Source organism: Clostridioides sp. ZZV15-6598, from assembly GCF_020657705.1.
GTDB classification, from domain to species: Bacteria; Bacillota; Clostridia; order Peptostreptococcales; family Peptostreptococcaceae; genus Clostridioides; species Clostridioides difficile_F.
Genome location: NZ_JAGWCS010000160.1, coordinates 1 through 7867, shown reverse-complemented (window position 1 = coordinate 7867; position 7867 = coordinate 1). Strand labels below are relative to the sequence as shown.

Genomic DNA, 7867 nt, shown 5'->3' with positions numbered 1-7867 from the left:
ATCTTAATTAAACAAATAAGTTTGAAGGAGATGTACATTATGAAATTAAAACTATTTTTAGAAGAGTATGCAGTATGTAGATTAAATAATAACAGTAAAATACCAACATGGATAGATACAGAAAGTTTTTATTCCATAACTAAAACTGATGATGAATTAAGTATTGTATGTTCAAATAATAATATACCTTCTGATGTTAAGTCAGAAAAAGAATGGAGAATACTTAAAATATTAGGACCTTTAGATTTTGCACTTATAGGAATTTTATCTAAAATAAGTGGGTTATTAGCTGATAATAAGATAAGTATATTTGCAATTTCTACATATGATACAGATTATATTTTAATAAAAGAAAAAGATATAAAAAATGCTTGTAAAATCTTAAGCTGTAATGGATATGAGATAGAATAGTTGAAGACTTAAATGCGAGGTTATAGCTTATGATTCATATAGTTGAGATTTTTAAAATAAGTATAATAAATATCTTTTGTTTTATAGGAATATTTATTGTATTTGGATTAGTTTTTAGTATTATAGAAAATTTAAATAATAAATTTATCTTTTTATCTTTTGGAAAAACTGGTGTCATTGTAACTGGAGCTATAGGAACTTTTATACATGAATTGAGTCACTTAATAATGTGTTTGATTTTTATGCATAAAATAAATTCAGTAAAATTCTTTAGACCAATTGAAAGTAAAAATGATGGAGTATTAGGATATGTAAATCATAGCTATAAAAAAGATAATATTTATCAGAGTATAGGAAATTTTTTTATAGGAATTGCTCCAATTATAGGTGGAACAATGATGATTATTTTTCTTTTTAGAATAATATTACCAGATAGCTATATTAAAATAACACAAAGCATAGATTTAAAGTTATATGTAAGTATGATTAATAATTTTAATATAGCAGGTTTTACACAGGTTATTTTAGATGATATTTCTAATTTTGTAAAAACAATATTGTTAACACCTGATATATATTCATTAAGATATTTTATATTTATGTTTTTAATGTATTCAATTTCCACTCATATGTCACTTAGTCATGCTGATTTAAAAAGCAGTTTAAAGGGCTTAAGCTTTATAGTTATAATTATATTTGCAATCAGTTTAATTACATACTTATTTGGCCTTAATAGCTTAAATATGTCTAGTTTAATAGTGAAGTACAACATATTTGTAAGTTTTTTTATGACGATAGGGCTTATTTTTTCAATAGTAACACTTATAATATCTTATATCTTTAGTTTAGTAAGTCCATTTAAAAACTTTAATTAAGATGCTAAATTTTATACTATTTTTATTTTAGTTTTCTTATTTTGGTTTCCTTGAAAAGATAGTAGAATTTAAGATTGAAAAGATTTTACTAAAGTATAAAATTTCTCAATATATATTTAATAAATATTTACTAATATATATTGAGAAATTTAAAAAGAGTACTCGAATTCAACTAGTCTTTAAATGTGGATTTAGGGAATAGTTAGTGCAAAAACCAATTAGAGCACTACTAATCTCTTAAAAAATACATTAATTGATTAAATTAAATATTTATGCTAACATAGCTACATTGTTATTAATAAAAATAACTTACAAATATTCATATTTTAATTTTAGGAGGTTTAAATTTGAATAATGATAAGAAAATTATAAAAGTACATAATAAATCTGATAAACCTGATAATATTGTCATCAAAGAAAATGAACTTATAGAAAAATGTCTACTTTTGGAAAATAAACTTCCTGTATTTATGAAAGATTATTTTATATATCTAAAAGGTTCTGTTGCTGTCTCTACACGACTTGCTTATTTAGAAGATATAAAGTTTTTCTGCTTATATATGATTGAGACAAAGGAATTAACAAGTGCAGATTGTATAAAAGATATTACAGAAAGTGATTTTAACATGATAAAATCAAGAGATATAAACTTATTTTTAGGTGATTATTGCAGTAGATATTATAAAAATACAGAAAAAAATACATTAATTTTTGAAAATAATAATAGAGCTCTAGCAAGAAAAAAATCATCCATCTCTACTCTATTTAAATTTTTATATAGAAATTCTCAAATAGATAATAACATTACTGATGGATTTAATCCGATAAAACTACCTAAACCACAACCAGATGCTATTAAACGCCTTGAAATAGATGAAGTTGCAAAAATGTTAGAATCGGTAGAAACAGGTGAAGGTCTTACAGAAAAAGAAAAAGTTTATTGGAAAAAAACTAGATTACGTGATAAGGCTATATTAGCTCTATTTGTTACATATGGGCTTAGATTAAATGAACTTAGAGAACTTAATATCTCCTCTTTTAATTTTTCAAGAGGTGAATTCAAAATATACAGAAAACGTGGAAAAGAAGTCTTAATGCCTATAAATCATACTTGTGAACATGTAATAAAAGATTATTTACAAAATGAAAGAACAAGAGATGACTTACTAAATGATGAAGTTAAAGATGCATTATTTTTATCTCTTCAAAATAAAAGAATTACAGCAAAAGCTATAAGGACACTTGTAAAAAAATATACGTCTATTCCACTAGATACAACTAGAGATAATGGATATAGTCCTCATAAATTAAGAGCAACTGCTGCAACTTCTCTAATTCAAACAGGATTTTCTATATACGATGTTCAAAATTTACTCGACCATGATAATGTCACGACTACTCAACTTTATGCTGCACATAAAAAAAATGTAAAACGTGATATAGTTAAGAATTTTGAATGGATTGAAGATGATTAAAAATCAGGAACAAATGTTTGCAGATATAAATGGATTATGTTATAATTAAAAATATAAATGTATGGAAATAAAAACAAAATATGTTTGGAAATGAGTGATGTTATGTATTTAGATCTAACTGAAAAGCAAGTTTTAATACTGGAATTTATAAAATCTCAAATCATATTAAAAGGCTACCCACCTGCTGTAAGAGAAATATGTACTGCTGTAGGGTTAAGATCTACTTCAACTGTGCACTCTCATCTAAATAAACTTGAAAAACTGGGATACATAAGAAAAGACCCGACTAAACCAAGAGCTATTGAAGTTTTGGAACGTAGTAAAGTCAATGATGTTTCTGGAGCTAACCAGGAAATAATAGAACTTCCTTTAGTAGGTCAAATAACAGCTGGAGAACCCATTTTAGCTCAACAAAACATAGAGGAATATATTCCATTCCCTGCCAGTTTAGTAAAGGGCAGTAATAATTTTGTATTAAAAGTAAAAGGCGAAAGTATGATTAATGCAGGAATTTTAGATGAAGATTACGTTGTAGTAGACAAAAAAAATACAGCCTTAAATTCTCAGATAGTAGTTGCACTTATAAATGGTGAATCTGCTACAGTCAAGAGATTCTTTAAAGAAGGAAACTCGATAAGACTTCAACCAGAAAATGATTTTATGGAACCAATTATGCTTAAAGACTCAGAAGTTGAAATTGTAGGTATTGTAACTGGTGTATTTAGAGTTATAAAATAACTATTAAAGAATATCAAAAAAATAAGCTATTTAATAGATAAAATATAGCTGAATTTCTTTATTTTATCTATTTGGAATAGCTTATTTTTATATGTATTTACTCTTTTATATTATTTAATTCTTTTTATTTATTATTTTCCATATTTTAACTATTGATTTCCATAACATATATCACATGGGTCATTTTTCTTACTTTCTGCAATTGTACCTGATAATATTTTTTTGCTTCTAGAAAGCCCACTACAATTTTTTGTTGAGTGATAACTCTTCCCTTTCGGAGTGAAATACACTATTTTTGATGAATTTGATACATTTTGTTCTTTATTTAAGAATTCATTCTTGGCTGTATTGTTATTTGACTTTTCGGAATTTCCATCTTCTCTAACACCTTTTTTGTAACTTCCATCTTTACAGCTTGTAAAAATTCCATCGCCTGTAGATTCAAATACTATATCTGAACATTCGTCACTTCTATGTACTTTTACACCCATCTTTTTTAGTTTATTCATTGTTTCTTCATGTGGATGACCATATGAATTACCTTTGCCAACTAAAATTACTGCATATTCAGGGTTCACTTTATCTAAAAAAGCCTGAGATGAACTACTACGAGAACCATGATGAGCTACTTTTAAAAGGTCTACTTCTCCAAGTTTTGATAGTATTTCTTTCTCTGTACCTTCTTCAGCATCACCTGTAAATAAGGCTTTATCTTTACCATTAGTATATGCAAGTACTAGTGATTGTTCATTTGTAGTATCTCCTCCATTTGTATTTAGAACTTCAAAATAGGAATCTTCTAGATAAAACTTTTTATTTTCAAGAGGTACACTTGGAGATAAATCCTTATTTGCTAAAGCATTTATAAAATCTCTGTAACTCTTTGTTTCTGCTGAACCATTTGATACAAAAACATTTTCTATATTGAAATTTTTTACAACAGAATCAAGTCCTCCTAGATGGTCTGCATGGGAATGAGTAGCTATAAGATATTTAATATCTTTTACCCCTTGATTATTTAGGTAGTCTACCATTAAATTCTCATCATCGTTATCTCCCCCATCTATCAATGTAAAAGTTTTGCCATCTTGAATTAATATTGCATCACTATTTCCAGTGTTAATAAAATGAATTTTTACATTTTTATCACTTGATATACTACTAGATAAAGTTTCTTGGTTATTTGATTGATTATTTCTACTGTCTGTTGCACTGCTACAACCAGTTAAATAAATAGATATAGAGATTATCAGTAGAAATATTAAAGCTTTAACTTTAGAATTTTTTTTGTTATTTATATTTTTTTCTATCACAAACTACGCCTCCATTTTCATAATCCACTAGTAATTATAACATGATATGCGTTTTTATGATATTTTTTTACATAATATTTTAATAGAGATTTATAAGATAATAATAAAAAAATTTGACACCTTATAAGTTTTATATTATATAAAATGAATTATTTTACATCAGTAGTACCCAGTTATGCATTTTAAACGCCCATTTATGTTTAAAATATTGCAAAATTCTTCCAAAAATTATAATATATTAAATATCAACAAAAATAAATAAACTTTTTCCTTAAAGAAGGCTTAAAGCTCACACCAACTGCCTTCTTTTTTTTTATAATTTTTTAACTATTTATTTTGATTAATATTTATTTCATATTTTAGCTCTACTCTTCTAGATGCATCTCTATTTACACTATTATCTCCATTTTTTACGAGTTCAGCTTTTGACCTACCTATTGCAATAATATGTTTAGTTACTTCATTTTTATATTTATAATTACCTATTTCATCTCCTACTATAAATTTAGCAACGCTATATGCCCTTCTTTGTGATAAATCTAAGTTATATATATAGCTTCCCACATCGTCTGTATGACCTTCTATAACTATTTTAGATATATAGTCGCCATAATCTTTATAAATAGTTTCTATGTACTTTGGAACAAACATTTTTAACATCTCTTTAGCCTCTGGTTTCAAGACATCACTATCTACATCAAACATTGTCCTTTCACCAAAAGTTACTTGACCATTAGCCTTATCCACTTTCACAGGTATACCACTTTTTTTAAAGGTATCTTCAACAGAAGCATTCACATTTTTAGCTAAATCTTGTTCAACTGAACCTGATATACTTTCTGAGCTAAATAAGATAAGAATTACAACCATCAACACGGTGGATAATAAATCTGTAAATGTTGGCCAGAAACTACTCTTTTCAAATTCTCTGTTAACAGTTCTTCTATATTTATTATTCATTTAACTCATCCTCACCTATGGCCTTTATTTCTTTCTTTTCTATTTCATAAATTTCTTCACTTAAAGGATTAAATATACTATCAATATTACTTTCAAATAAGTCTTCACTATCAAGAGGAACTTCATCTTGCATGAAAGAGTTATTAAACATAACATCTAACTTATCTTGAATGTCTAAAGAATTCTCAAACATTATATCTAGTTTGGCTTGTAGGTCGTCAGAAAAATTCTCAATAATACTTGAAAGATTCTTAATTGAATCGTCTAGAGTATATTTTTCGTCTAAAAGAATTTTTTGATTTTGAGATATTTTATTTTCATGAGTCATTAATTTAGTTAATAAATCTTGAGCACTTCTTTCATATAAAGCAAATCCTGCATTTATATTTCTTATATAATCTTTAATTTTATGTTGGCTTTCAGTGGAATTATATATATTTTTTGATGATTCTTTTATATCAAACAGAATCTCCTTATTTATATTATCTTGATTATCGTACTTATCAAACAGTTTTACAAATTTTACATTTAAAATATTAAACTGTTTATCTAATTTTCTTACACTTTGGTCAAACGTCTTAATAGAACTTTGAGAGCCTTCTAAAAGACTTTTTAAAGCTTCTATTCCACTAATAAATTCGTCATTAAAATCATTTAAGTCTTTAGATATTTTATCAAATTTTTCAATAGCTTCTATAGACTTGCTTATTTGTTTTATTGTATTTTTTACTTCCTCTACTTTTAAATCCATTCTTTCTGATTTAATATGAGTTACCTCAGATGTTAGTAAATTCTCAGATTTCAACATTATTTGTATCAAAACATGCTCACAGTCTTTTATTTTTGTAAAATAACCTATAATTAGAGAAAATACAACTCCAAATATACTAGTTGTAAATGCAGTTTGCATGCTACTAATAGTTGAAGGAAGTGAATTTATAATGTCTTTAGTATCAACACATAAAAGCATTGTAGAAAGCCCAACAAATGTACCTAAAACTCCAAGTAATATACTTATTGAAGATGAATTTTTTATGCTCCTAATTTTTTCTAATATTGGTAAATTATTATATTTTAAATCTGATATAACTTCTTCTACAAATGAAGTTATATTTACATCAGCATAAGGATTTTCTTTACTATATGTATAGTAATCATTCCTTATTTTGCTATAAAACACACTCGTTTTATAGTCTTGGTTGATTTCTTCTAGTTTTGAACCTACAAACAAATACAACTTGTTGTTTTCTATAATTTTAAAAATAGAATACACAGTTATTGCAAGTAAAAATAATATAGTTATTGGATTAGTAAATATTGACTCTATTAAATTAGTTATTATGTTACTCAATTTTATCCCCTACCTTATAATTTATTTATCTCTAATTTATACGTACAAGTTACTAAGAAAATACGTAAATAAACAAAATATTTATATTATATTTATGAAAAATGGTACAAATAGGTTGTAATGTTAATAACATAATATATACGAGCTAAAAGTTATAGGGGGTGGCATGATGAATGACAACATAGTAGAAGTTAAAAATATCAATATGAACTTCTACACTAAGGAAGGCGAGCTTGAAGTATTAAAGGACGTCAATTTTAATTTGAAAGAAGGCGAAATACTAACATTACTTGGACCTTCTGGAAGCGGAAAATCTACAATTTTAAATATTCTTACTAATCTTTTAAAACCAACTAGCGGTGATGTAAAGATTACTGGAAATATTGGATATATGTTTCAAAAAGATAATTTGCTTGAATGGAGAAATATAATGGATAATATAACTATTGGTTTGGAAATTCAAGGTAAAAAAGATAAAAAATCTTTAGATAGAGTTGAGGAACTTTTAAAGACTTATGGACTATGGGATTTCAGAAGTATGTATCCTAAAGAATTATCTGGTGGTATGAGACAAAGAGTTGCTCTTATTAGAACACTTTCTGTAAATCCAGATGTTTTACTTTTAGATGAACCTTTTTCAGCCCTTGACTATCAAACTAGATTATTGGTTTGTGATGATGTTTATAGTATTATAAAAAATGAAAATAAGTCTACTATTTTAGTTACGCATGATATTGGTGAAGC

At 26.0% G+C, this 7867-nt stretch carries 8 protein-coding genes; 5 read left to right on the top strand and 3 right to left on the bottom strand.

Annotation, left to right across the window (positions count from 1 at the left end):
* Positions 1-39: 39 nt before the first annotated feature.
* The 4 genes from KGF50_RS19040 to lexA all read left to right on the top strand — a co-directional run bounded on the left by KGF50_RS19040 (position 40) and on the right by lexA (position 3499).
* On the top strand, positions 40-411 hold the full coding sequence (locus KGF50_RS19040; RefSeq protein ID WP_227849518.1) for an ACT domain-containing protein: 372 nt from the start codon (positions 40-42) through the stop codon (positions 409-411).
* Between the two features lie 29 nt (positions 412-440).
* Positions 441-1286 carry a hypothetical protein gene (locus tag KGF50_RS19035; RefSeq protein WP_227849517.1) on the top strand — a complete coding sequence of 282 codons (846 nt, stop codon included), beginning with the start codon at positions 441-443 and terminating at the stop codon, positions 1284-1286.
* Between the two features lie 347 nt (positions 1287-1633).
* Positions 1634-2761: a tyrosine-type recombinase/integrase gene (locus KGF50_RS19030; protein ID WP_227828044.1), complete on the top strand. Its 1128-nt coding sequence runs from the start codon at positions 1634-1636 to the stop codon at positions 2759-2761.
* A 102-nt stretch (positions 2762-2863) separates the two neighbouring features.
* Positions 2864-3499: a transcriptional repressor LexA gene (gene lexA / locus KGF50_RS19025; RefSeq protein WP_227435195.1), complete on the top strand. Its 636-nt coding sequence runs from the start codon at positions 2864-2866 to the stop codon at positions 3497-3499.
* Positions 3500-3648: 149 nt separating this feature from the next.
* On the opposite strand, the gene KGF50_RS19020 is transcribed toward lexA, so the two are convergent.
* From KGF50_RS19020 to KGF50_RS19010, 3 genes are all read right to left on the bottom strand, one after another.
* Positions 3649-4812: a ComEC/Rec2 family competence protein gene (locus tag KGF50_RS19020; protein WP_227849516.1), complete on the bottom strand. Its 1164-nt coding sequence runs from the start codon at positions 4810-4812 to the stop codon at positions 3649-3651.
* Positions 4813-5139: 327 nt separating this feature from the next.
* Positions 5140-5772 (bottom strand): OmpA family protein, encoded by a 633-nt coding sequence (locus KGF50_RS19015; RefSeq protein ID WP_227849515.1) that lies wholly within the window; start codon positions 5770-5772, stop codon positions 5140-5142.
* Positions 5765-7123 (bottom strand): hypothetical protein, encoded by a 1359-nt coding sequence (locus KGF50_RS19010; protein ID WP_227849514.1) that lies wholly within the window; start codon positions 7121-7123, stop codon positions 5765-5767. Before KGF50_RS19010 ends, KGF50_RS19015 begins: the two co-directional genes overlap by 8 nt.
* A 169-nt stretch (positions 7124-7292) precedes the next feature.
* Here KGF50_RS19010 and KGF50_RS19005 point away from each other — a divergent pair.
* The coding region (locus KGF50_RS19005) for an ATP-binding cassette domain-containing protein (protein WP_227849513.1) at positions 7293-7867 on the top strand (575 nt) is incomplete at its 3' end.